Genomic DNA, 25,459 nt, shown 5'->3' with positions numbered 1-25,459 from the left:
GGAGTGGAGTTATATGAGCCAAACCGCCGATAAGCGGCAGCGCTTTGAGCTGCTGCTGCAGCAAGCGGAGCTGCCGCAAGAACTTATACATCAATATTTCCAAGATGGTTACATCGAGCAAGTAATCGTAAGCAAAAGCAATTCACAATGGACGTTTTGCATCCGCAAAACGTCCATGGTTCCTTTACAAGCCTATAACGGATTATGCCAAGCTGTTCGTGTGAAATTTGAACATATTGCTGCGACATCCTTTATTATTATTTATGACCCTGTTGTGGAGACGGAATCCATTGTCACGCAATATTGGGGTTTATTTATGGAATGGGTGCAGCGTGAGGTGCCATCCGTTAATGGCTGGCTTCAGAAAGCTACCATTGAAGTAGAAGGCGATATGTTGACATTGTCCCTGCTCGATAATACAGGACTTGAGTTAGCACGCAAGAAACGGCTTGATGATGAAATCATTCGATTCTACAGCACTTATTTTCAACGTACTTGCAAGGTGAAAATGATTATTAGCGAGTCCAGGCAAGAAATTTTGGATGAATACGCACTTCGAATCGTACAGGAAGAGCGTGAATTCGTTCAGGAGCTGATGGCCAGCTCACAATCAGAGTCTGATCTAGTTGACGAGGGCGAGATTAGACTAGCAGTTGGCTATGATATCAGAGAAGAACCAACACCACTCATGAATATTTTGGAAGAAGAGAAGAAAATCACGGTGCAAGGCGCTGTTTTTGGTCTTGACGTTAAGGAGCTTCGCAACGGAAGCACTTTATTTACATTCAACGTTACTGATTTCTCTGATTCTATGGCTATGAAGATGTTCGCCAAGACAAAGGATGACGTGAAAATTTTAAGCCAGCTTGCGAATGGCAAGTGGGTTAAAGCGCGTGGCCGCGTCGAATATGACCGCTTTATGCAAGAGCCTGAGCTCGTTATGATGCCTAATGATCTGCATGAAGTGAAGTCGCCGCCGGACCGTATGGATAAAGCAGAAGAGAAGCGCGTTGAGTTTCATCTTCACACGACAATGAGCGCGATGGATGCCGTTACGCCTGTTGATGTTTATATTAAAACAGCAGCGAAATGGGGCCACAAAGCAATTGCAGTAACTGATCACAGTAATGTGCAATGCTATCCTGATGCGAATAAATCAGCCAAAAAGCATGGCATAAAAGTGCTCTTCGGCGTTGAGGCGAATGTCGTCAACGATGCGGTGCCGATGGTTCTTCAGTCAAGACCGGAGCCGCTTGCTTCTGCGACTTATATCGTATTTGATATTGAGACGACGGGCTTGTCGGTTATAAACAACAAAATCATTGAGCTGGCTGGCGTGAAGATGCGCGATGGCAAAGAGATCGATCGGTTCTCTACGCTCATTGATCCGCACGAGAAAATACCTTACCATATCCAGCAGTTGACCAATATCAATGATGATATGGTCAAGGGGCAGCCGGAGCTTGAGCCTAAGCTGCGTGAATTTATTGATTTTATTGGTAACGATGTGCTGGTTGCGCATAATGCTCGCTTTGATATCGGTTTTATTCAAGCCAGCTGCAAAGCTTTCGGTATGCCCGAGGTCAAAAACCCAGTGCTGGACACGCTCGAATTGGCTAGGTTTATATTTCCGACGCTCAAAAACCACCGTTTGAATACATTAGCAGATAAGTACAAAATCAGCTTGGAGAACCATCACCGAGCAGTAGACGATTCCCTGGCGCTGGGCGGCGTGCTGTATGGACTTATTGCAGATGCTGCAGAACGAAACATTACAGATTTACATCAATTAAATGATTATGTAGGTATGGATTTATCCAATTCACGTCCTTTCCACAGTAGTGTTTATGCGTTAAACGCAGTGGGTAAGAAGAATTTATTTAAGCTCATTTCCTTATCACATACCGATTATTTCAAACGTGTTCCAACGATGCCAAGAACCAAGCTGGTTGAGCTTCGAGAAGGATTGTTAATCATATCAGGGTGCGAAAAAGGCGAGTTTTTTGAAACAGTGCTTAACAAATCCTATGAAGAAGCACTGGAAGTTGCTCGTTTCTACGACGTTCTTGAAATTCAACCGATCGATTTCTATATGCATTTGGTAGAGAAGGGGTTAGTCGGCAGCCGAGCTGAGATCGAACAAGCCCACCGCCGCATTTGTCAAATCGGCGATGAACTTGGGAAGCCCGTTATCGCTACCGGCAACGTTCATTACTTGAACCCGCGTGATAAGATTTACCGGGATATAACGATTCATGGCATAACGGGCTTTAGCCCGTTGAAGAGCATACGAAAACCAGATGCCCATTTCCGGACAACGGAAGAGATGCTGGAAGAGTTCGCTTTCTTGGGAGAAGCGAGAGCTCGTGAGGTTGTAATTACGAATACGGTAGAGCTGGCTGATCGCTTCGAGCCTTATGATATGTTCCCAACCGGCCTCTTCGCACCGGATATTGAAGGTGCCGATGATGAAATTCGCAATACCTGCTATGAAACCGCGAAGTCTATGTACGGGGAAGAGCTTCCTCAGGTCGTTATTGATCGGCTGGAGAAAGAGCTTGTTCCGATCATTAAATTTAAGTTCTCGGCGAACTATTTAATATCGGAGAAGCTTGTGAAAAAATCAAATGCGGACGGTTATCTCGTTGGATCCAGGGGATCGGTAGGATCATCTGTTGTTGCGACCTTCCTCGGCATCTCTGAGGTTAATCCGCTGCCGGCACATTATTTGTGTAAAAACACGGATTGCCGACATAGCGAATGGTTCTTGGACGGAAGCATTCCAAGCGGCTTCGATTTGCCTAACAAATTATGTCCGAAATGCGATCAACCAATGAAGGGCGAAGGCCAAGATATTCCGTTCGAAACCTTCCTAGGGTTTAAGGGAGACAAGGTTCCAGATATAGACCTTAACTTCTCTGGAGACTATCAGCCTATAGCGCACAACTACACGAAGGAGCTTTTCGGTGAGAAAAGCGTTTTTCGAGCGGGTACCATCGGTACAGTAGCTGAGAAAACAGCATATGGCTATACGAAGAAATATGAAGAGGAACATAACAAAAAGTGGCGAGGTGCCGAGCTTTCCAGACTGGCAAACGGCTGTACGGGAGTAAAGCGCAGTACGGGCCAGCATCCCGGCGGTATTGTCGTTGTTCCTGACTATATTGAGGTTGAAGATATTACGCCTGTGCAATTCCCAGCGGATGATGTGAATGCGGAATGGAAAACAACTCATTTCGACTATCATGCTTTTGATGAAAATCTGCTCAAGCTGGATATACTCGGCCATGATGATCCTACGATGATGCGGATGCTGCAGGATTTAACGGGTGTTGATCCTATAAGCATTCCAATGAATGATCCTAAGGTAATGAGTATGTTCAACTCCACGAATGCGCTGAACATCCCTGGTGAGAAAATTCGATCTTCGGTTGCCACATATGGGGTACCGGAGATGGGAACCAAATTCGTCCGTCAAATGCTTCAGGAAACACAGCCTTCGTCCTTCGCGGATTTGCTGCAAATTTCTGGATTGTCGCATGGTACGGGTGTATGGCTTGGAAACGCACAGGAGCTTATAAAGAACGGAACCTGCAACATTAAGACCGTAATTGGCTGTCGGGATGACATTATGCTCTTCTTGATCTACAAAGCTAATATGGATGCTAGTTTAGCGTTCAAAATTACGGAAAGCGTCCGTAAAGGCAAAGGTTTGACGCCTGAGTGGATTGAAGAGATGAAACGCTGCAAGGTGCCGCAGTGGTATATTGATTCTTGCTTGCGCATTGAATATATGTTCCCGAAAGCACATGCTGCAGCATACGTCATCTCGGCAGTTCGAACCGCATTTTTCAAGCTTTATTATCCAATTGAATACTACGCGACTTACTTTACGGTAAGAGCGGATGATTTCGATCTGGAGCTGCTTTGCCAGGGTTATGATGCTATTCTTAAGAAGCTGATTGAAATAGAAGCAAAAGGCTTTAATGCACTGCCGAAAGAAAAAAATATGGTTTCGCAATTGGAAATGTCACTTGAAATGACAGCGCGCGGCTTCTCCTTTAAGCCGATCGATCTATACCGTTCAGATGCGACGAAATTTTTAGTAGACGGTGATTCACTTATTCCGCCTTTCGCGGCAATTGCCGGTATTGGGGATAATGCGGCACGCAATATTGCCGCATCTCGGAATGATGGCGAGTACCTTTCGATTGAAGATTTCCAGATGAAATCGAAGGCGACCAAGACTGTAGTTGAGGTGCTTTCCACCATGGGCTGCTTCCGCGGATTGCCTGAATCTAACCAGCTTTCACTGTTTTAGAACAGTGTCTACTAGAAAAGATTCCTTGTCACTCTAGGGCGGTTATGTTATAATTTTTCTGGCAATGATGATAATAAAGACTTTGATGCAGAAGAGTGGGGAAACCCACTCTTTACGTTTTGTAATTGGCAAAATGGCATAGCGCGTATAAACAGGAGGTCAACTGAATTTGAGTACATCCAAAATCAAAGCCGCCGCCCAGGAAATGGTTCAGCCATTTCTCAGCACTAATGGATTTGAACTGGTTGATATTGAGTACGTCAAGGAAGGGAATAATTATTTCCTTCGCATATTCGTTGATAAAGAGGGCGGAATCGATATAGACGATTGCGGCCGTATTAGCGAATATATGAGCGAGCAGCTGGATAAGAATGATCCGGTAACGGATGTTTATTTTCTAGAGGTTTCTTCTCCAGGAGCCGAGAGGCCGCTCAAAAAGCAAGAGGATGTTCAAAAAGCTATCGGTAAGCACGTTTACATAACGACATATGAACCGATTAGCGGCGCTAAAGAATTCGAGGGGCTGCTACTTTCATTTGACGGGGAAACTGCCGTTGTGCGTACAACAAAGAAGGAATATGAAATTCCTTATGAGAAGGTAGCAAGCGCAAGGCTCGCTATCGTATTCTAATTTTTTTTATATTGAAAGGGGGAACTCCAGTCCAATGAGCATGGATTTTATTGAAGCGCTGCAGGAAATAGAAAGAGATAAGGGGATCACTAAGGATGTGCTCCTTGAAGCGATTGAAGCTGCGCTTATCTCAAGCTACAAACGGAATTTTAATACAGCTCAGAACGTACGAGTCGATATCAACCGCCACACTGGAGTCATTAAAGTATATGCCCGGAAAACGGTTGTAGATGAGGTGCTTGACCCGCGCTTAGAAATTACGGTCGAAGCTTCTCGTGAAATTAATGCGCATTATCAACTTGATGATGTAGCTGAGATTGAAGTAACGCCTCGTGATTTCGGACGCATCGCTGCTCAAACAGCGAAGCAGGTTGTTACTCAGCGTATCCGCGAGGCAGAGCGCGGTCTTATTTACAACGCTTTTATCGACAAAGAAGAGGATATCGTGAACGGTATCGTTCAGCGTCAGGACGTTCGCAACTTATTTATCGATCTGGGCAAGGTTGAAGCGGTAATGCCTTTGACTGAACTGATGCCTACTGATAAGTTTAAGCATGGCGATCGCGTGAAGTCGTATATTACGAAAGTGGAGAATACGACAAAAGGTCCTCAAATTATTTTATCCCGTACGCATCCAGGCCTCTTAAAACGATTGTTTGAGCTTGAAGTTCCTGAAATATATGATGGTGTAGTCGAAATTCGTTCGGTAGCGCGCGAAGCTGGCTTCCGTTCAAAAATCGCCGTTCATTCCCGCAATGCCGAAGTGGATCCGGTTGGTTCATGCGTCGGTCAAAAGGGGCTGCGCGTTCAGACGATCGTAAACGAGCTTAAAGGCGAAAAAATAGATATCGTTCGTTGGTCTGAGAGCGTGGATGAGTATGTTGCGAATGCGCTTAGCCCGTCAAAGGTGCTGGAGGTAATCGTTTTTGAGCAAGAGAAGATGGCTAGAGTAATCGTTCCAGATTATCAGCTTTCCCTTGCTATCGGTATCAAAGGCCAGAATGCTAGGCTAGCTGCCAAGCTGACGGGCTGGAAGATTGACATTAAGAGTGAAACACAGGCTGAGCAGGAATATGGCCGGCCGAAATCGTTGACGACTATCATGCATCAGGATTCCGTTTCCATCGATTAGGATAGAGAGAAGCGTCAATTCAGCTGGCAGAGGAGGGGTGTACAATGAGACCGAGAAAAGTACCGCTTCGCAAATGTGTCGCTTGTCAGGAGATGATGCCGAAGAAGGAGCTCATTCGGATTGTGCGGACACCAGCCGAAGAGGTGCAAATTGACCTGACAGGGAAGAAAGCTGGCCGCGGCGCGTATTTATGCGGTAAAGTGAGCTGCTTTAAATTAGCGAAGAAATCGAAAGCTCTTGATCGAGCGCTTAAGCAACATGTTGGCGATCATATTTATGACCAACTGGAGCAGGATTTTGTAGCAGTCGAGGAGCAGTTTATCGCAGGCAAGGAGCTGGTAAGCGATGAAGCAGAATAAAACGCTGTCGCAGCTGGGTATGGCTATGCGTGCCGGCAAGCTCATTACAGGCGATGAAATCGTACTGAAAGCAGTAAGAAATAAAGGAGCGTTTCTTGTTATTCTTGCTGGAGACGCTTCAGATAATACGAAAAAAAAATTTCGTGACAAATGCAGCACCTACGGTATACAACTCGCCGAAGCATTCGACCGTGAGCAACTAGGAAAGGCGATTGGTAAGCCGGAACGCGTTGTACTAGCGGTAACGGATGCGCAATTCGGAAAAATGATTGCGAGTCATCTGAGCCATAATACGGAGGTGGACCATATTGGAGAATAAACAAGACAGCAAGGATAATAAAGATAAGCTGCGTGTTTACGAGTATGCCAAGTCACTCAATATGAGCAGCAAGGAAATTATTACTATTCTTAAACGGCTTGATTTACCGGTCAATAACCATATGAGTGTTATGGAGAATGAAATGGTAAACAAGGTTGAAGGATTTTTTCGTAATATTAAAGCAAACGCTGCCGCAAAACGGGCACAGGATACATCCACGAATGTATCTGTTTCATCCGCTCAGGCAGCAGCTAGCCGGCCGCAATCGCAGCAGCCGCCAGCACAAGAAAATAAAAATATAAATCAAGACAGACAGGGGCCTATGAATTCTATTAATACAAACAATACGAAACCACAAAGCAGCCAACAGCAGACTGAACAACGACCAACTGGACAACAAACGAGCCGTCCAGCACAACAATCAAGCACAAATCGTCCAGCGCAGCAATCCAGCGCGAATCGTCCAGCACAAAGCAGCGGCGGAGCAAGCCGTCCAAGCCAAGGCGGACAAGGAAACCGTCCGACTCAAGGCGGCTCCAGCTCAAGCCGTCCAGCACAAGGACAAGGCGGTCAAGGAAGCCGTCCTGCATCATCTGGACAAAGCAGAGGACCGCAAGGCAGCTCAGGCGGCGCCAGCAGCCGTCCAAGCGCTCCAGCAGGAAATCGTCCTGCTTCGCAAGGAACTAGCCGTTTCTCAGATTCCAGACCAGCACAAGGCCAAGCTCGCAGCAATGACGATGCTAAGAAAAATGCAAGACCAGGCCAAAAGCGGTTTGAAGACGGTAAAACAAGCGGATTTAGAGGCAACAACAATCGTGGTCCAAAAGGACGCGGTGGAAAGTATCAGCAGCAGCAGCCTCCACGCGAGAAAATAGACAATACGCCTAAGAAAATTATCGTTCGCGGTACAATGACTGTTGGCGAATTGGCTAAGTTGCTTCATAAAGATGCTTCAGAAGTTATCAAAAAGCTTATTTTCCTCGGCGTAATGGCGACAATCAACCAAGAAATCGATATGGATGCGATCCACTTGATCGCTACAGATTACGGCGTTGAAGTTGAAGTGAAAATACCGGTTGAAGAAGATTCTTTCGAAACGGTTGAAGAGAATGACGAAGAAGAAGATTTAGTAACACGTCCACCGGTAGTAACGATTATGGGTCACGTTGACCATGGTAAAACAACCTTGCTGGATGCTATCCGTCAAACAAGCGTTACTAGCGGCGAAGCTGGCGGAATTACACAGCACATCGGTGCTTACCAAGTTGAAATCAATCACAAAAAAATTACGTTCCTCGATACCCCTGGCCATGAAGCGTTTACGCTAATGCGTGCCCGCGGTGCACAGGTAACGGATATTACGATTATTGTTGTTGCAGCGGATGACGGTATTATGCCGCAAACGGTTGAAGCGATTAGCCATGCGAAGGCTGCCGGAGTGCCTATTATCGTTGCAGTTAACAAAATCGATAAACCAGAAGCAAACGTTGATAAAATCAAGCAAGAGATGACTGAATATGAGCTTGTTCCCGAGGAGTGGGGCGGCGACACTATTTTCGTCGAAGTTTCCGCTAAACAAAGAATTGGCCTTGAAGGCTTGCTCGAAATGATTTTGCTCGTTGCTGAAATGAATGATTACAAAGCGAACCCGAATAAACGCGCTCGCGCTACTGTTATTGAAGCAGAGCTTGATAAAGGTAAAGGTCCGGTTGCACGTATTCTCGTTCAACACGGAACATTGAAGATTGGCGATGCTTTTGTTGCCGGCAATTGCTTCGGACGTATTAGAGCAATGGTGAACGACAAAGGACGCCGCTTAAAAGAAGCTGGACCTTCTACTCCTGTAGAAATCACAGGGTTAACAGAAGTTCCGCAAGCTGGAGATCCGTTCATGGTATTTGAAGACGAACGCAAAGCACGTGCTATTGCTGATCGTCGTTCCATCAAACATCGTGAATCAGAGATGGGTGCGAATACGCGCGTAACGCTTGAGGATCTGTATAGCCATATTAAAGATGGTGAAATTAAAGATCTGAACGTGATCATTAAATCAGACGTTCAAGGTTCGGCAGAAGCGCTTAAAGGATCACTTGCAAAAATCGATATTGAAGGCGTTCGAGTGAAAATTATTCACAGCGGCGCTGGTGCAATCACAGAATCGGATATTATTCTTGCTTCCGCTTCGAATGCGATCGTAATCGGATTTAACGTTCGTCCAGATCCGCAAGCTGAAGCTACAATTGCTCAGGAAAAAGTTGACGTTCGGATGCACCGCATCATTTATAATGTCATCGATGAAATTGAGCAAGCTATGAAGGGCATGCTGGATCCGGTGTTCAAAGAAGTCGTAATCGGCCATGCTGAAGTGCGCAACGTGTTTAAAGTAACTAAGGTTGGAGCCATTGCAGGCTGTATGGTAACGTCCGGCAAAATTACACGCGCAGCTGAAGCACGTCTTATCCGTAGCGGCATCGTCGTGTACACAGGCAAGATTGATTCCCTTAAACGTTTCAAAGACGATGCTAAGGAAGTTGCACAAGGCTACGAATGCGGCATAACACTTGATCGTTACAACGACGTTAGAGAAGGCGACACAATCGAAGCGTTCGTGATGGAATCAGTAGAGAGGTGAATGTAGCATGGCGAAAATTCGTGTAGGTCGGGTCGGCGAACAAATAAAAAAAGAGCTGAGCCAAATCATACAAACGGAACTTAAAGATCCAAGAATCGGTTTCATTACCGTAACTAGTGTGGAAGCGACTAATGATTTATCACAAGCAAAAGTATATCTGAGCGTTTTGGGCAGCGAAGAGCAGAAGGAAGCAACGCTTAAAGCATTAGCGAGCGGTACCGGCTTCATTCGTTCCGAGCTTGGCAAACGCATGCGTCTTCGTCATACTCCGGTACTATTGTTCAAATTCGACAGCAGTATTGAGTACGGAAGCCGGATTGAAGCTTTGCTCGAAAAAATCAATAACGGGAATGAAGCTTGATGACGATGCAAGACAGCTATTTGAAGCAGCTAGATAGTGCGCTCGCGTTCATGAAAAGTAATGATCATTTTCTTGTCGTATCGCATGTTCAGCCAGATGGTGATGCTATTAGTTCTACTGTAGTTGTAGGCTGGCTGCTTCATAAGCTTGGAAAGTCAGCAGTACTGATTAACGAAGGCGAGCTTCCATCGAGACTAAGCTATTTGCACCAATTTCATGATATCGTAAATTTCAAGCAGACACCGTCAGAGCAGAAATACGATGCGATTATTGCAGTTGATTGTGCAGATTTCAAACGTATCGGTGAAGTGGCGAGCAGCTTTGCTTCTGAAGCAAAGCTGCTCAATATCGATCATCATCCAACGAATAATGGATTTGGCTCGGTAAATGTCATCCGTTCTGAAGCAGCAGCTACAGTTGAAATACTGTTTGATTTAATTGAACGTGCGGAGCTTCCGCTAGATTTGAACTGTGCAACGGCTATCTATACAGGTCTTCTGACAGACACGGGCGGATTCCGTTATTCCAATACTAGCCCTCGTGTGATGGAGATTGCTTCACGCCTCCTTGCACTTGGTGTATCCGGCAATGAACTGGCTGATCATCTGCTAGAGAAAATGACGATGGCGAAGCTTAAGCTTCTACAAATCTCATTAAACAGGCTTACGTTTACAGAAGATCTTCAAATAGGTTGGGTTTATATCGGCAAGGATGATTTACGCGATACAAGTGCTGTGCCTGAGGATCTTGAAGGAATTGTCAATTATGCGCTAAATGTTGATGGTGTTGAAGTTGGCATTCTATTTAAAGAAACGAATGACGGCGCTGTCAAGGCTAGTCTTCGCTCAGCCGGTAAAGCTAATGTGGCTGCTGTCGCACAATTGTTTGGTGGAGGCGGTCATATAAGAGCAGCGGGCTGTCGACTTGAAGGGCCTTTGCAGAACGCCATTACAGAGCTAGTGGAAGCAGTTAGAAAGGCGTTGGTTTAAGTGGACGGCATTTTGGCAGTTTGGAAGCCTGAAGGCTGGACTTCTCACGATGTAGTAGCGAAAGTTCGCCGCATACTAAAGATGAAGCGAATCGGCCATGCTGGAACGCTTGATCCTATGGTGACTGGTGTATTGCCATTATGTCTAGGACGGGCAACCAGAGTGGTAGAATACGTGCAAGAGCGTCCTAAGTCTTACGAAGCTGTGCTGCAGCTTGGAATCGCAACCGATACGGAGGACTTGACCGGAACGGTCATTGAACAACAGGCGTCTGTTCATGTAACGGACGATGAGGTTCGCGAAACTCTTAATCGATTTATTGGGGAGATTGAACAGGTCCCGCCTATGTACTCTGCTGTCAAAGTCGATGGCAAACGGCTGTATGAGCTTGCTAGAGAAGGGAAAACAGTAGAGCGCAAGTCGCGGACGGTTACGATCCATGGGATTGAGCTTATCGATACAAAGCTGGATTTAGAACATCCTCAAATTAGGTTTTCTGTTATTTGTTCAAAGGGTACCTATATTCGCACTTTATGCGTCGATATTGGCAAGGCGCTTGGCGTGCCGGCTGCAATGGCACAGTTGACGAGAACGATGTCAGGCGGTATTACCAAAGAAAGCTGTCTAACTCTTGAGCAAATCGAGGAGCTTCAGCTATCTGGTGAGCTTGACAAGCATTTAATTGCAGCAGATGATGCTATTACGCATCTAATGTCAGCGACCGTTCCTGTTTCTATTGGCAAATTGGTGCTGCAAGGGCAAAAGGTTAGTTTGACCTATGGGACTTCGGATGATACGAAGTTCGAGGATGAACAGCTTATTCGATTGTATAATAGCGATCGTAATTTCCTCGGAATATTTAAGATTGACCTAAAAGCAGCTGTATTCAAGCCGGTAAAGGTGTTCTCAGCTTAACAGCTCGATAAGAAAGTTAACAGGAAATGCAGGTGTGTCGGCATTGGAAATTATACCTTTAAGTTTTCCTTTAAACGGTTTGTCCACGTTATCGCTGGACAAGCCGCTTTCCATAGCAATCGGTCATTTTGACGGCGTACATCGCGGTCATCAAAATGTCATTCGCCGTGCGGTAAAAGAGGCGAAGGATTCCGATATGCTATCAGCGGTGCTAACCTTTGATCCTCATCCTAAGGAAGTACTAGGACAGGGAGAACAATACTATCGTTGTTTGACGCCTTTAGACGTCAAAACAGCTTTATTCGCAGAGCTTGGCGTAGATCTTGTGTTTATTATGAGATTTGATGCTGATTTTGCTGCTGTATCGCCTGAACGTTTCGTAGAAGAAGTATTACGTGTACTTCGTGCGAAACAGGTTGTTGTTGGCTTTGATTTCAATTTCGGCCATCGCGGCTTGGGCAATACAGAAGATTTGAAGCGATTAGGCCAGCCGGATATTGCAGTACATGTCATTGAACCGCTTTTTGAGAATGGAATTAAAGTGAGCAGCACATATATTAGAGAATCACTTGAACAAGGTGATCTTGATATGGCTGAGCGCTTGCTTGGACGGCCATATGAGGTGACTGGATTAATTGTTCATGGCGACAAAAGGGGACGCACCATCGGGTTTCCCACTGCTAATCTGCAATTGGAGCAGCCGTACGTTTCGCCACGGCTTGGCGTTTATGCCATTACGGCTTGGCTTGGCGATCAAGCCTATCCGGGAGTTCTAAATCATGGATTGAAGCCAACCTTCAACAAACAAGATGTGCAGCCTGTAATGGAGGCTCACTTGTTTGATTTCGATAATGAAATTTATGGCGAGCAGCTGCGAATCCAGTTCCGTTCCTTTATTAGGCCAGAACGTAAATTCAATTCGGTTGACGAGCTTGTGCAGCAAATTACGGCAGACTCCCTTCAAGCAAGAGAGCTGACAGGAAACAAGTCATAGTCTATTGGCTCGGATGAACTTCTTATTAGAATGAATAATAGGAGGTACACTCGACAACTGTCTATCACTTGTGTTATACTTTACAACGTTGTGAGTAGACTTACTATTTGTTCGCTCTACCGCATACTTAACCTTAGCTTGGGTGTCCGATCTCACCGACGGCAGCGAGGCTAATGGCGATTATCTAGAAGGAGGTGAATTAGGATGGCAATTACACAAGAACGTAAACATGAACTGATTGACACGCATAAGACACATGCAACGGATACGGGTTCTCCGGAAGTTCAAGTCGCTATCCTGACTGAAAACATCGTTAACTTGACTCAACATTTGCGGGAGCACAAGAAAGATCATCATTCCCGTCGTGGTTTGCTCAAGATGGTAGGTCAGCGTCGTAAACTGCTTGCTTACTTGAAAAACAATGATGTTAGACGTTACAGCGCATTGATCGAAAAACTCGGTCTACGTCGTTAGAACATGCGTAATGAAAAGCAACCTGGTTGTCCGCCGTCCGGGAAATTCGGATAAGCGGATTCGGGTTGCTTTTTGTAATAGATAAGACACATAATAAAGTTAAGATGAATTGAAATATAACAAATATAAATTACTAGGAGGGATTAAATGGTACAACGAATTGAAATGATGGTGGGCGGAAGACCGCTTTCGATCGAGACCGGCCGCCTTGCCAAGCAAGCGAATGCTGCGGTAACCGTGCAATATGGTGATACAGTCGTATTATGTACAGTAACAGCTTCAGCAGGTCCTAAGGACTTGGATTTCTTTCCACTAACCGTTAACTACGAAGAGCGTTTGTATGCTGTTGGTAAAATTCCAGGTGGATTCATTAAACGTGAAGGCCGTCCAAGCGAGAAGGCGATTTTGTCCAGCCGTCTTACAGACAGGCCTATTCGTCCGTTATTCCCTGAAGGTTTCCGGAATGATGTACAAGTAATGAATATGGTAATGAGCGTTGATCAGGATTGTTCACCGGAAATTGCGGCGATGATCGGTACCTCTGCTGCATTGTCTATATCTGATGTTCCTTTTGACGGTCCAATCGGCGGAGTAAATGTTGGTCGTATAAACGGACAATTCATTATTAATCCAACAGTTGAGCAGAATGAACAAACCGATATCTTCGTTGTGGTTGCAGGTACCAAAGATGCGATTATGATGGTAGAAGCGGAAGCGAATGAAGTTTCTGAGTCAGTCATGCTTGAAGCTATTATGTTCGGCCATGATGAAATTAAGAAAATCGTCGCAAAAATTGAAGAGCTTCAAGCTCTTGCTGGAAAACCAAAAATGGAAGTTAAGCTACATACCGTGAATGAACAAGTAAATGCAGATGTTCGTGCTTATGCATCCGCGCAATTGGTAGAAGCGATTAAGGTTGAAGAAAAGCACGCGCGTCAAGATGCGATAGATGCTGTAAATAGCGCTGCTGTTGCTCACTTTGAAGAGCAATATGCGGACACGCCAGAGCTGCTTTCCGATGTGAAAGAAGTGCTTTATGATATCGTTAAAGAAGAAGTTCGCCGTCTTATTTCTCATGATAAAGTACGTCCTGACGGCCGTTCGCTTGATGAAATTCGTCCAATTGAATGTGATGTAGCTATCCTACCGCGTACTCACGGTACAGGATTGTTTACACGTGGACAAACACAAGCATTAAGCGTTTGTACGCTTGGGGCGATGGGCGACGTTCAAATACTGGATGGTATTTCTCCAGAGGAAACCAAACGTTTCATGCATCATTACAACTTTCCTCCGTTCAGCGTAGGCGAGGCTCGTCCGCTCCGTCCTCCAGGCCGCCGCGAGATTGGTCACGGCGCACTAGGCGAGCGTGCTCTATCCAAAGTTATTCCTTCTGAAGCAGAATTCCCTTATACGATTCGTCTCGTTTCTGAGGTGTTGGAATCGAACGGATCTTCTTCACAAGCAAGTATTTGTGCAAGCACACTAGCTATGATGGATGCTGGGGTACCGATTAAAGCGCCAGTAGCAGGTATTGCAATGGGTCTAATCAAAGATGGCGATCAGTTTGCTATCCTTTCCGATATTCAAGGTATGGAAGATCATCTTGGAGATATGGACTTTAAAGTTGCTGGTACAGCTGAAGGCGTTACAGCTATTCAAATGGATATCAAGATTGCCGGTATTAACCGCGCTATTTTGGAGCAAGCTCTTGAGCAAGCACGCCAAGGACGTATTTTCATTTTGGGCAAAATGTTAGAAAGCCTGCCGACAACTCGGACAAGCTTATCCAAATACGCGCCGAAAATTTTGACGCTTCGCATTAATCCGGACAAAATCCGTGATGTCATTGGTGCAGGTGGTAAAATTATTAATAAAATTATTGAAGAAACCGGCGTGAAAATCGATATCGAGCAAGATGGCATGGTATTCATTGCATCCTCTAATGAGGAAATGAACCAGAAAGCTAAATCGATTATCGAAGGTATCGTCAAAGAGGTTGTTGTTGGTGAAATTTATGTCGGTACGGTTAAGCGTGTTGAGAAATTCGGCGCTTTCGTTGAGATTCTGCCGAACAAAGATGGACTTGTCCATATTTCACAGCTTTCTACTGAGCGCGTAGCGAAAACAGAAGATGTCGTTAACATTGGTGATCAGATTAAAGTTAAAGTAACAGAAATCGATCAACAAGGCAGAATTAATTTGTCTGCAAAAATTTTAATGACACCAGAAGTTTCATCGCAATAAACTGCTTGTTCTCAAGCGGATTTGTTAATAAGAGAAAAAAGAGCCAGATTCGATCTGACTCTTTTTGTTTTTTTAGCGTACCATTTTTTTGCTTTGCATAACTTGTAGTGATCTGCATAATCTCGTCCCATTTTTCATACATATGGATTAAATGCTTTCTATGAGGACAATGTAGAAGCAGAGGATCGAATATGAGAGTGGGGGAAGTTGATGGTAAGAAAAGCGGTTACGATTGCGGCAAGCATGCTCATGGTGCTTGTCTTCGTGAGCATAAATCAAGATGTATCACGTTTTCTTGCCTCATTAAAATACGGAGAAGCAAGGGCGGCATCTTCCCAGATTGATTTATCGGATACAAAGCGGCAAAGGCTCTTGTCGATCATTACCGCAGAAGCGGCGAAGCAAAATATAGCTCCGATCGATGCTCGAATTGATCGGGTTTGGAAAGCAATTCCTGGCTATAACGGGCTGGAGATTGATGTGGAAAAAACGCTTGAAACTGCTTTGCTGGCGCCTTCGGCTGACAATATCCGATTCATATACAAGGAAGTAGAACCCAAAATAACGCTGAATGACCTCGGTCCATATCCTATATATCGCGGCAACCCTAATAAGAAAATGATTTCTTTTATGATTAATGTGGCATGGGGCAATGAATACATAGAACCGATTTTAAAAACACTTAAGGGACAAAATGTAAAAGCTACATTCTTTTTTGATGGCAGCTGGTTGAAAAAAAATCCGGAAATCGCCAAGCAAATTCAAGCGGAAGGCCATGAGATGTCCAATCATGCGTATTCCCACCCAGATATGAAATTATTAAACCGCAATGACGCCTATATGCAAATAGCGAAAACAGAAGATTTATTGAAAACGACACTGAATGTATCGAACAAGTGGTTTGCTCCGCCATCTGGCTCCTTTAATCAAGCTACTGTGCAAATTGCGCATGAGCAAGGCCTGAAGACGGTTCTGTGGACGATTGATACGGTGGATTGGACGAAGCCATCTGCGGAATCCATTGTTCGCAAAATTTCATCTAAGCTTGAACCTGGCGCATTAATTCTGATGCATCCAACGGCATCGTCGCGAGATGCTTTACCTGGCATGATCGCTTCGGCAAAAGCAAAAGGCTATTCTATCGGGACGGTTAGCGATACGCTTTCTTCTGCGCGTATACCTCCTGCTGTTGAGGGTGCAGACGGATTCTGATATAGTAAAAACATTCATGTTCAAAGTGCATGCATACGACATTCGTTTTTTTAGAAACTATAGGAGGATCATTAGTGAATAAATATACGTTAAGCAATGGATTGCGCGTTGTCGTTGAATATATCCCAACTGTAAGATCTGTTTCGTTCGGTATTTGGGTGAAGACAGGTTCGCGTAACGAGACTCTTGAAAATAATGGGATCTCACATTTTATTGAACATATGCTGTTTAAAGGGACAGAGAATCGCACTTCAAAGGATATTGCCGATTTGTTTGATGGGATTGGCGGCAATGTGAATGCATTCACATCCAAAGAATATACATGTTATTTCGCTAAAGTGTTGGATGAGCATCTGCCGCTGGCAGTCGATGCCTTGTCGGATATGTTCTTTCATTCACAACTCGATCCGGAAGAGCTGGCGAAAGAAAAAAATGTTATTCTGGAAGAGATTTCGATGTATGAGGATACACCGGATGATAAGGTTCATGATGAAGCATCACGGGCGGCATTCGGAGACCATCCCCTTGCCTATTCTATTCTGGGGCTAGAAGACCGTTTGACGGCTATGACCTCGGATACATTGCGCGGTTATATGGACGAGATGTATACGCTGGAGAATACCGTAATTAGTGTTGCCGGCAATGTAGAAGAATCAAGCTTGCTTGCCTTATTGGAGAAATATTTCGGTGAATTCAAAAACAGCAAGCCTGCTTTGAAAACAATCGAGGCTCCATCCTTCCACGGTGATTATTTATTCTACAAAAAGAAGACGGAGCAAAATCATATTTGCGTATCTTTCCCAGGCTGTTCCATTACGGATTCAAATCTTTATGCGATGATCCTGCTCAACAACGCTCTTGGAGGCGGTATGAGCTCCAGGCTGTTCCAAGAGATTAGAGAGAAGCGTGGACTTGCTTATTCGGTATATTCCTATCACACTTCATATGCGGATACCGGACTATTTACTCTATACGCAGGAACAGCGCCTAAGCAGACGAAGGAAGTGCTCGATCTAACGATGGAGCAAATGAATGAGCTTTCAGTCAAGGGACTAGGTGAAGACGAATTGCACCGCGGCAAAGAGCAATTGAAGGGCAGTCTTATTCTGAGCCTGGAGAGCACAAGCAGCCGAATGAATCGTCTAGGCAAAAACGAGCTGATGCTTGGACAGCATTATACTCTTGATGAGCTGCTGAATCGGATTGATTCCGTTCAAATGTCAAATGTGATTGACGTCACAAAGCGAATGCTGTCTGTTCCATTCTCGGTAGCTATGGTTGGTTCAAACGACAAGGCAGCTAAACAACTGGGGAGGAATCAATTTGTTTCAAGTACTGTTTAAACGATTAGAAGGAAATGAAGATATCGCGATTCCGCGCAAAATGTCAGAATGGGCTGCTGGATTTGATCTGCAAGCAGCGGTAGGAGAGCCCGTCGTTCTGCAGCCGGGCGAGCGCCAGCTTATTCCTACTGGCTTTGCGATGGCAATGCCGGGTGAGCTGGAGGCACAAATAAGACCTCGCAGTGGACTTGCATACAAGCACGGCATCACATGCTTGAATTCACCAGGAACGATCGATGCCGATTACCGTGGAGAAGTTAAGGTGCTGCTTATTAATTTGGGCCAAGAGCCTTTTACGATAACCCGCGGTGAACGAATTGCTCAGATGGTATTTCAGCTGGTACCGGCAGTAATCATTGAAGAAGCAATGCAATTACCCGATACCGTTCGGGGCGCAGGCGGCTTTGGCCATACGGGCGTATAGTTAAATAGCATAGTATTACTCCAGTGAAGATCGGGCAAATGCCCGATCTTTTTTTATTCTTCACCACGCTCTGGGCGCAAGCATAAGATGGTTTAGAGTGTATAGCAAGAAAGGAGTGAAGCTTGATGCTAACAGGCGTTCAAGTGCTTCTGCTTGGCGGTGATGCAAGACAGCTTGAAGTCATCCGCAGGCTGACTGAATTGGATGCTGTTGTTACGATTTCGGGGTTTGACGGCCTGCATTCATCATTGGATGGTGCCGTGCAGGCAGAATTCGAAGAACAGCTTTTTGAAAATGTTGATGCCCTACTGCTGCCTGCAGTAGGCACGGATGAGAAAGGATATATCGATGCGGTGTTCAGTGACCGTCAGATGCAGTTGACTGAAAGCCACATTGCAAAGCTGCCAAAGCACTGTACAGTGTATACGGGAATGGCCAAACCATATTTGCGAAAACTATGCGAGCTGCAATCTTTGTCTTTAGTCGAGCTGTTTGATCGTGATGATGTCGCTATATACAACTCAATTCCAACCGCAGAAGGCGCCTTAATGATGGCGATTCAAAATACGGATATTACGATTCATGGATCATCAGCTATGGTGCTTGGGTTTGGTCGAACAGGGTTCACAATGGCTCGTACACTGCAGGGAATCGGTGCTAAGGTGAAGGTGGGAGTACGGCGTTCGGAGCACTTTGCGCGGGCGGCAGAAATGGGCTTCGAGCCTTTCTACATCAGTGGTTTGTTGCAGCATGTAAGCAATATTGACTTGCTTTTTAATACAATTCCGACTATGATAGTCACAGCACAAATTATCGCAAATCTACCTTCGCGGGCCGTAATAATTGACCTCGCATCGAAGCCCGGCGGAACGGATTTCCGCTTTGCTGAGAAGCGGGGAATTAAAGCAATGCTCGCACCCGGACTTCCCGGTATCGTCGCACCTAAGACAGCTGGTCGTATCATAGCGGAATGCTTATCACAGTTGATTTTGGACGATACGATTAAGCGGGGGAATGGGATATGAATTGGTCTGAAATTACAGTGGGCTATGCTCTGTCAGGCTCGCACTGTACATTTGCTGAGGTTATGCCTGAAATCAAACGGTTCGTCGATGCGGGCGCGAATGTAGTGCCGATCGTTTCGAATACGATTATGACAACTGACACGAGATTTGGATCTTCTGAGGACTGGCAGACACAGTTGAAGTCGATTACAGGCAACGAGCTGATATCCACGATTGTGCAGGCAGAGCCGCTAGGGCCTTCCAAGCTGCTAGACGTACTAGTAATAGCGCCTTGTACAGGGAATACGACTAGCAGATTAGCTAACGCGATTACGGACAGCGCAGTATTGATGGCTGCCAAAGCGCAAATGCGTAACGGCCGCCCACTCGTGCTTGCTATTTCGACAAATGATGGATTAGGTTTAAATGCCGCTAACATAGCGAAGCTACTAGTGGCTAAACATATTTATTTTGTTCCGTTCGGCCAAGACAATCCTGTGCAGAAGCCTAATTCGCTTGTTGCAAGAATGGACTTGATTATGGAAGCTTGCGAAGCAGCCCTTCAAGGGAAGCAGCTGCAGCCGCTTCTTGTCGAACGCAGTCATTGACACATGCAGAGAGGGGAGACGACAACAAATGTCGAATCAGAAAATGTTTAATGTTGCTGTAGTAGGAGCAACAGGCGCAGTAGGGGAACAAATACTAAAATTACTCGAGACTAGAAACTTCCCAATCCAAGAGCTTAAGCTATTATCGTCTGCTCGTTCAGCAGGCACCAAAATTACATTTAAAGGCGAAGAGCTTACTGTTCAAGAAGCTACTCCGGATAGCTTTAAAGGTGTAGAAATCGCTTTATTCAGCGCAGGCGGAGATGTTACGAAAGCTTTGGCTTCGCACGCTATCGGCCATGGCGCAGTTTGCATTGACAATACGAATGCCTATCGCATGGACGAGAACACACCGCTTGTTGTTCCAGAGGTGAATATCGAGAAGGTTAGCGAGCATAAGGGCATAATCGCTAATCCGAACTGCTCAACCATTCAAATGGTAGCAGCACTTAAGCCGCTTCAGGATCGTTATGGCATTTCGCGTGTAATTGTATCCACTTATCAAGCTGTATCGGGTGCCGGAAGCCGTGCAATCGATGAAATGCTGCGTCAGACGCAAGCGGTTCTAAATGGCGAGGATGTAAATGCAGATATTTTGCCAGTAGGCTCATTGCCTGTGAAGCATCAAATCGCATTTAATGCTATCCCTCAAATCGATAAATTCCAAGAGAACGGCTATACGCTCGAGGAAATGAAAATGGTTCGTGAAACAAAAAAAATATTGGGTGATGAATCCATCGAGGTTACTGCAACCTGCGTACGTATCCCGGTCGTTTACGGTCACTCGGAATCCTTATTTGTTGAACTTAAAAACAACTACGATTTGGAAGAAGTCAAGCAGCTCTTAGCGGATGCTCCGGGCATTACGCTCGTTGATGATCCTGCGAATCAGCAATACCCGCTAGCGACAGATGCTGCCGGCAAACCGGATGTATTTGTCGGTCGCTTGAGACGTGACCTTGGTCATGAGCGCGGACTTAATATGTGGATCGTCTCCGATAACCTGCTCAAAGGCGCAGCTTGGAATGCCGTACAAATCGCAGAACATATTGCAAAAGGTTAAACTATTAAGTAAGGGGTAATAAGCTTCTTCTTCCAGGGATCGATTACGGAGGATAACTATATGCGCATCCTGATTCAGAAATTCGGGGGCACCTCGCTATCAACCGATCATGCCAGAGAACATGTTATCCGTCATATCAGTAGAGAACGCAATAACGGGTTTGCTGTAGTAGTCGTAGTTTCCGCGATGGGCCGTCAAGGCGATCCTTACGCGACAGATACGCTGCTGCAGCTCATTCGCGATAACGGCGATCAATTGCCGGCACGCGAGCGGGATATGCTGTTAGGCTGCGGAGAAATTATTTCTGCAGCCGCTTTATGCAGTGTACTGGCATACAGCGGCATCAGTGCCGTTGTTTTAACTGGAGGACAGGCGGGCATACTTACCGACGAGCAGTACGGGCAAGCGAGAATTAAAGAAATTCATCCGGAGAAGATACTGAGTCACCTTCATTCCGGGAAAGTAGTAATCGTTACGGGCTTCCAAGGCAGCACGGTACAGGGAGATTTGACCACGCTTGGACGCGGCGGCAGTGATACATCCGCTACTGCGCTAGGCGCTGCGCTGCGTGCGGAGCTTGTTGAAATTTATACAGATGTTAGCGGTATATTGACAGCCGATCCCCGCATCGTACAAGAAGCTAAGCCTTTGCCGATTGTAACGTATGCGGAAATATGCAATATGGCACGCCAAGGTGCCAAAGTTATTCATCCAAGAGCTGTTGAAATCGCGCAGCAGGCTCGGATTCCTCTTCGGGTACGTTCCACCTTTACGGAGGATACAGGTACTCTCGTTACGGATTCCCTCGAAATGAAAGCTGATTTAATGGTAAAAGACAGACATGTGACGGGTATTGCACATGTTTCCGGTATTACTCAAATTTCAGTGAAAGCAATTGAAGGTCGAGATGATGTGCAGCTGCAGGTTTTTCAATCTATGGCTAGGCATCGTATTAGCGTCGACTTTATTAATGTAACGCCTAGCGGCGCTATTTATACTGTTTTTGACAAAGATGCGAAGCGGGCTGTCGAGGTACTGAAAGAAGGCGGCTTCGCGCCTTCTGCCATAAACAGCTGTGCAAAGGTTTCAGTAATAGGCGGTGGCATGAATGGAGAACCTGGCGTCATGGCGCGGATAGTGGAAGCGTTGACGGAGCGGGGGATACCGATCATGCAATCTGCTGATTCAAATACAACGATTTGGGTGCTCGTTCGTGAAGCGGATATGGCGGAGGCATTACGCTCTCTCCACGCGAAGTTCGAGCTTCATCGATAGAGAGCAACACTTTAGGAGGAATTCAAATGGAATTTGGAAGATTGATTACCGCAATGGTAACCCCTTTCGATGCGGACGGGCAAATTGATTGGCAAACGACAGGCCGATTAATTGATTATTTAATTGAGGAGCAGCAAAGCGATAGTCTTGTCGTATCCGGAACTACTGGAGAATCGCCGACGCTCTCTGATGATGAGAAGTTGGAGCTGTTTCGATTTGCTGTTAAGCACGCGAATGGACGTTGCAAGATTATTGCCGGTACGGGCAGCAATAACACGGCCCATTCCATCCATTTGACTCAGAATGCAGAGAAAGCGGGCGTAGACGGTATTTTGCTTGTTGCGCCTTATTATAACCGTCCCAGCCAAGAAGGGCTCTATCAGCATTTCAAGGCGGTTGCGGAAGCAACAGCATTGCCGGTTATATTGTATAACGTAGAAGGCCGGACAGGTGTCAATATTTCGGTCGAAACAACTCTTCGCTTGGCAGAGATTAACAATATCGTGGCGACGAAGGATTGTGCATCAACGGATCAATTAACACAAATTATTAGCGGCGCTCCTGCCGGTTTCCTCGTATATAGCGGTGATGACAGTGCTACATTGCCGACATTGGCTATTGGCGCATATGGAATAATTAGTGTTGCCAGCCATATTATCGGTGCACAAATGAAACAGCTTATTCAATCTTACGTGAATGGGGATGTTCAGGAGGCGGCTCGCCTTAATGGAACATTGTTTCCAATCTTTAAAGGACTTTTCCATTGTCCTCATCCTGTTCCAAACCCAGTTGCAGTTAAATACGCATTAGGATTGAAGGGATTTTCGGTCGGTGGAGTTAGACTTCCGCTTGTTGAAGCAAACGAGCAAGAAGCCGCATTCTTACGCAATTTGATCGTATAAATAGACGATTTCATTGATTGCAGCCGGTGCTTTCAGCATCGGTTTTATTTTTTTGGGAAACATATTGGATAATAGCTTTAACGGGTTTCACTTGTATTCCAGCTTTTTCTTCATGTATAATGAGTTCAAGTGACTGGGTGCGGCAAATATTTAGATATGAATAAAACGTCAGAGCGGCATCTGACGATTACAACCATATGGTTATAAAATGGTTTGGCATCACAACACCAGAATTATGATTGAAAGCCATAAGTTTCAAGAAATCAATACATGATAGCGAACCTTTAAGCTTCGCTATTCAAGAATGCTCTTGAATCACTTAAGCAATGCAAAATACAAAATATAACAAAATGATTACGAAGCAGCTATGCTTCGCAAAATTTTAAGGAGGTAAAGATACACTTGTCTAAGAAGAACAATCAAGATAAATTGCTCATTTTTGCACTAGGCGGAGTAGGCGAGATTGGAAAAAATATGTACGTCATTCAGTACAATAATGACATTGTTGTAGTTGACTCGGGATTGAAGTTTCCAGAAGAGGACATGCTCGGTATCGATATAGTTATTCCGGATATTTCATACTTGACTGAAAATCGTGATAAAGTTCGCGGAATTATCATTACTCACGGTCATGAGGATCACATCGGCGGATTGCCATACGTACTGAAAAGCTTAAATGTGCCGCTTTATGCAACAAAACTAACACTAGGACTTATTGAAGGGAAATTGAAGGAAGCTGGTTTGCTTGGGGAAACAAAACGTATCCTTATTAATGCAGAAAGCGAAATTCAATTAGGCTCGATCCGTGCTTCGTTCTTCAGAACAAACCACAGTATTCCAGATTCCGTTGGCGTAAGCTTGGATACACCGGAAGGAACAGTCGTTCATACTGGTGACTTCAAATTTGATCATACTCCAGTTAACGAGCAATTCGCTGATTTGCAGCGCATCGCTGAAATTGGTAAACGCGGAGTTCTAGCTTTATTGTCTGACAGTACCAATGCAGAGCGTCCAGGTTATACTCCATCTGAAGCTCAAGTAGGAGACAATCTAGAGGATATTTTCCGTAAATCATCCCAGCGTGTAGTTGTAGCTACGTTTGCTTCCAATGTACACCGGATTCAACAAATTATTAATGCAGCAATCGCAACACGCCGCAAAATTGCTGTTGTTGGCCGCAGTATGGTTAACGTCGTTGGTATCGCTTCCGATCTTGGTTACTTAAATATTCCAGAAGGAATGATTATTGAACCGGAAGAAGTAAATAAATTGGCTGCAGATCGTGTTGTCATTTTATGTACAGGCAGTCAAGGAGAGCCAATGTCAGCACTTACACGTATGGCACGTTCAACACACCGCAAGGTGGATATTTTGCCAGGTGATACGGTTATTATTGCAGCAACTCCAATTCCGGGTAATGAGCGTTATGTTGGCCGTACAGTCGATGAATTATTCCGTTTAGGAGCTAATGTCATTTATGGCAATGGATCCGTATCTGGCGTTCACGTTTCCGGACACGGAAGCCAAGAAGAATTAAAGCTTATGCTTAATCTAATTAAACCTAAATACTTTATTCCAATTCACGGTGAATATCGTATGCTTCGTCAACATGCTAAGCTCGGTGAGGCTGTTGGTATTGATCGTTCCAATATTTTTGTCATCGATAATGGTGATACAGTTGAATTCCAGAACGGTACTGGCCGAAAAGGTTCAAAGGTACAAGCCGGAAACGTTTTAATAGATGGACTCGGTGTAGGCGATGTAGGAAATATCGTACTGCGTGACCGTAAGCTATTGTCTCAAGACGGTATATTGGTCGTCGTTGTTACACTCAGCAAGCAGGATGGCGCAATCCTTTCGGGCCCAGATATTATTTCTCGCGGTTTCGTATATGTGCGTGAATCGGAAGGTCTGCTCGATGAGGCTAACCGAATCGTAACTTCAACTTTAACACGTCTGATGAATGATAAAGTCAATGAATGGGCATCTCTGAAAACAAATGTTAAAGATGCGCTTGGTCGGTTTCTGTACGAGCAAACTCGTCGCCGCCCGATGATTTTACCTATCATTATGGAAGTATAATATTAAACTTGAATAATCTAGAGGATCGCTTGTTCCATCCGCCTAATGCCGCGGCGGACTCAAGTGGTCCTCTTTTTGGGTTTTGGCGTAATGAATGTGCATAAATTTGATGTACGACCCCATACTAGGATGAGCATTATTTCACATGAGGGGGTTGTATATGATGTGGCAA

General features: G+C 45.2%; 21 protein-coding genes. All 21 read left to right on the top strand.

All coding sequences use genetic code 11. The features are described 5' to 3' along the window. Positions 1 to 13 precede the first annotated feature (13 nt). The 21 genes from CEF13_RS16485 (at position 14) to CEF13_RS16390 (ending at position 25,287) form a co-directional block, all read left to right on the top strand. Complete coding sequence (locus CEF13_RS16485) at positions 14 to 4,321, top strand: PolC-type DNA polymerase III (protein WP_102712096.1); 4,308 nt, start codon at positions 14 to 16, stop codon at positions 4,319 to 4,321. A 169-nt stretch (positions 4,322 to 4,490) separates the two neighbouring features. After that, positions 4,491 to 4,952, top strand: a complete 462-nt coding sequence (rimP, locus tag CEF13_RS16480) for a ribosome maturation factor RimP (RefSeq protein WP_102712094.1) — start codon at positions 4,491 to 4,493, stop codon at positions 4,950 to 4,952. A 34-nt stretch (positions 4,953 to 4,986) separates the two neighbouring features. Continuing rightward, the gene (gene nusA / locus CEF13_RS16475; RefSeq protein ID WP_102712092.1) at positions 4,987 to 6,084 is read left to right on the top strand and encodes a transcription termination factor NusA; all 1,098 of its coding nucleotides are present in this window, start codon (positions 4,987 to 4,989) and stop codon (positions 6,082 to 6,084) included. Between the two features lie 44 nt (positions 6,085 to 6,128). Beyond that, on the top strand, positions 6,129 to 6,443 hold the full coding sequence (gene rnpM / locus CEF13_RS16470; protein ID WP_102712090.1) for an RNase P modulator RnpM: 315 nt from the start codon (positions 6,129 to 6,131) through the stop codon (positions 6,441 to 6,443). Then, a complete protein-coding gene (locus CEF13_RS16465) occupies positions 6,430 to 6,762 on the top strand; it encodes a L7Ae/L30e/S12e/Gadd45 family ribosomal protein (RefSeq protein ID WP_102712088.1) in 333 nt (110 codons plus the stop codon). Before rnpM ends, CEF13_RS16465 begins: the two co-directional genes overlap by 14 nt. Positions 6,763 to 6,823: 61 nt before the next feature. Then, a complete protein-coding gene (infB, locus tag CEF13_RS16460) occupies positions 6,824 to 9,394 on the top strand; it encodes a translation initiation factor IF-2 (RefSeq protein WP_243864359.1) in 2,571 nt (856 codons plus the stop codon). A gap of 7 nt (positions 9,395 to 9,401) precedes the next feature. Then, positions 9,402 to 9,755, top strand: coding sequence for a 30S ribosome-binding factor RbfA (rbfA, locus tag CEF13_RS16455; RefSeq protein ID WP_102712084.1), 354 nt, complete (start codon positions 9,402 to 9,404; stop codon positions 9,753 to 9,755). After that, positions 9,755 to 10,744 (top strand): DHH family phosphoesterase, encoded by a 990-nt coding sequence (locus CEF13_RS29040; protein WP_424991947.1) that lies wholly within the window; start codon positions 9,755 to 9,757, stop codon positions 10,742 to 10,744. Before rbfA ends, CEF13_RS29040 begins: the two co-directional genes overlap by 1 nt. 12 nt (positions 10,745 to 10,756) lie before the next feature. Further along, positions 10,757 to 11,659 carry a tRNA pseudouridine(55) synthase TruB gene (gene truB / locus CEF13_RS29035; protein ID WP_208414371.1) on the top strand — a complete coding sequence of 301 codons (903 nt, stop codon included), beginning with the start codon at positions 10,757 to 10,759 and terminating at the stop codon, positions 11,657 to 11,659. Positions 11,660 to 11,702: 43 nt separating this feature from the next. Further along, positions 11,703 to 12,653, top strand: coding sequence for a bifunctional riboflavin kinase/FAD synthetase (locus CEF13_RS16445; RefSeq protein WP_102712082.1), 951 nt, complete (start codon positions 11,703 to 11,705; stop codon positions 12,651 to 12,653). 204 nt (positions 12,654 to 12,857) lie between these two features. Continuing rightward, positions 12,858 to 13,127 (top strand): 30S ribosomal protein S15, encoded by a 270-nt coding sequence (gene rpsO / locus CEF13_RS16440; RefSeq protein ID WP_102712080.1) that lies wholly within the window; start codon positions 12,858 to 12,860, stop codon positions 13,125 to 13,127. 147 nt (positions 13,128 to 13,274) lie between these two features. Then, the gene (pnp, locus tag CEF13_RS16435; protein ID WP_102712078.1) at positions 13,275 to 15,374 is read left to right on the top strand and encodes a polyribonucleotide nucleotidyltransferase; all 2,100 of its coding nucleotides are present in this window, start codon (positions 13,275 to 13,277) and stop codon (positions 15,372 to 15,374) included. 210 nt (positions 15,375 to 15,584) lie between these two features. Then, positions 15,585 to 16,586: a polysaccharide deacetylase family protein gene (locus tag CEF13_RS16430; RefSeq protein ID WP_102712076.1), complete on the top strand. Its 1,002-nt coding sequence runs from the start codon at positions 15,585 to 15,587 to the stop codon at positions 16,584 to 16,586. A 74-nt stretch (positions 16,587 to 16,660) separates the two neighbouring features. Further along, positions 16,661 to 17,929: a M16 family metallopeptidase gene (locus CEF13_RS16425; RefSeq protein ID WP_211297044.1), complete on the top strand. Its 1,269-nt coding sequence runs from the start codon at positions 16,661 to 16,663 to the stop codon at positions 17,927 to 17,929. After that, entirely contained in the window at positions 17,910 to 18,353 is a 444-nt protein-coding gene (gene dut, locus CEF13_RS16420) for a dUTP diphosphatase (RefSeq protein ID WP_102712072.1), read from the top strand. Before CEF13_RS16425 ends, dut begins: the two co-directional genes overlap by 20 nt. 125 nt (positions 18,354 to 18,478) lie before the next feature. Further along, on the top strand, positions 18,479 to 19,378 hold the full coding sequence (gene dpsA, locus CEF13_RS16415) for a dipicolinate synthase subunit DpsA (protein WP_102712070.1): 900 nt from the start codon (positions 18,479 to 18,481) through the stop codon (positions 19,376 to 19,378). Further along, a complete protein-coding gene (locus tag CEF13_RS16410) occupies positions 19,375 to 19,965 on the top strand; it encodes a dipicolinate synthase subunit B (protein WP_102712068.1) in 591 nt (196 codons plus the stop codon). Before dpsA ends, CEF13_RS16410 begins: the two co-directional genes overlap by 4 nt. A 28-nt stretch (positions 19,966 to 19,993) precedes the next feature. Next, positions 19,994 to 21,028, top strand: coding sequence for an aspartate-semialdehyde dehydrogenase (locus CEF13_RS16405; protein ID WP_102712066.1), 1,035 nt, complete (start codon positions 19,994 to 19,996; stop codon positions 21,026 to 21,028). Positions 21,029 to 21,088: 60 nt separating this feature from the next. Further along, positions 21,089 to 22,303, top strand: a complete 1,215-nt coding sequence (gene dapG / locus CEF13_RS16400) for an aspartate kinase (RefSeq protein ID WP_102712064.1) — start codon at positions 21,089 to 21,091, stop codon at positions 22,301 to 22,303. 26 nt (positions 22,304 to 22,329) lie between these two features. Then, positions 22,330 to 23,205, top strand: a complete 876-nt coding sequence (dapA, locus tag CEF13_RS16395) for a 4-hydroxy-tetrahydrodipicolinate synthase (RefSeq protein WP_102712062.1) — start codon at positions 22,330 to 22,332, stop codon at positions 23,203 to 23,205. 402 nt (positions 23,206 to 23,607) lie between these two features. Further along, complete coding sequence (locus CEF13_RS16390) at positions 23,608 to 25,287, top strand: ribonuclease J (protein WP_102712060.1); 1,680 nt, start codon at positions 23,608 to 23,610, stop codon at positions 25,285 to 25,287. Positions 25,288 to 25,459: the final 172 nt, after the last annotated feature.

This window comes from Paenibacillus castaneae (genome assembly GCF_002884445.1).
In the GTDB taxonomy this organism is placed as follows: Bacteria; Bacillota; Bacilli; order Paenibacillales; family Paenibacillaceae; genus Pristimantibacillus; species Pristimantibacillus castaneae.
The sequence above is the reverse complement of the archived record's forward strand: the minus strand, read 5'-3'. Positions and strand labels throughout refer to the sequence as shown.